General features: G+C 76.3%; 1 protein-coding gene. It reads right to left on the reverse strand.

Annotated features, from left to right (window positions below; translation table 11 throughout):
• Positions 1 to 299: LysR substrate-binding domain-containing protein (locus PO768_RS25875; RefSeq protein ID WP_272648346.1), on the reverse strand; the 299-nt coding region annotated here is incomplete at both ends.

The following is a 299-nucleotide window of genomic DNA, read 5'->3' on the forward strand; positions in this document are numbered from 1 at the left end:
AGCCAGTCCGGCGTGGCCACGGCCACCACCGCGTCACTCCACAGCGGCCAGCAGCGCAGGCCCGCGCGCTCGAACTGGCCGAAGCGCAGCGCCACCGCGCTGTGCAGCGGCGGCAGGCTCTGCATTGCATAGCCGGTGTGCAGGGTCAGCTGCAGTTGCGGCTGCCGCGCGAGCAGACCCGGCAGCCGCGGCAGCAGCCAGGTCGCGGCCAGCGAGGGCAGCGTGAACAGGGCCAGCGGCTCGGAACGCGGCGAAAGGACAGCCGCCGGATCCGGCGCCGCGCGGCCGCCCGGCGCCGG

Origin of the sequence: Paucibacter sp. XJ19-41 (genome assembly GCF_028462495.1) — a bacterium.
GTDB lineage: Bacteria > Pseudomonadota > Gammaproteobacteria > Burkholderiales > Burkholderiaceae_C > Roseateles_E.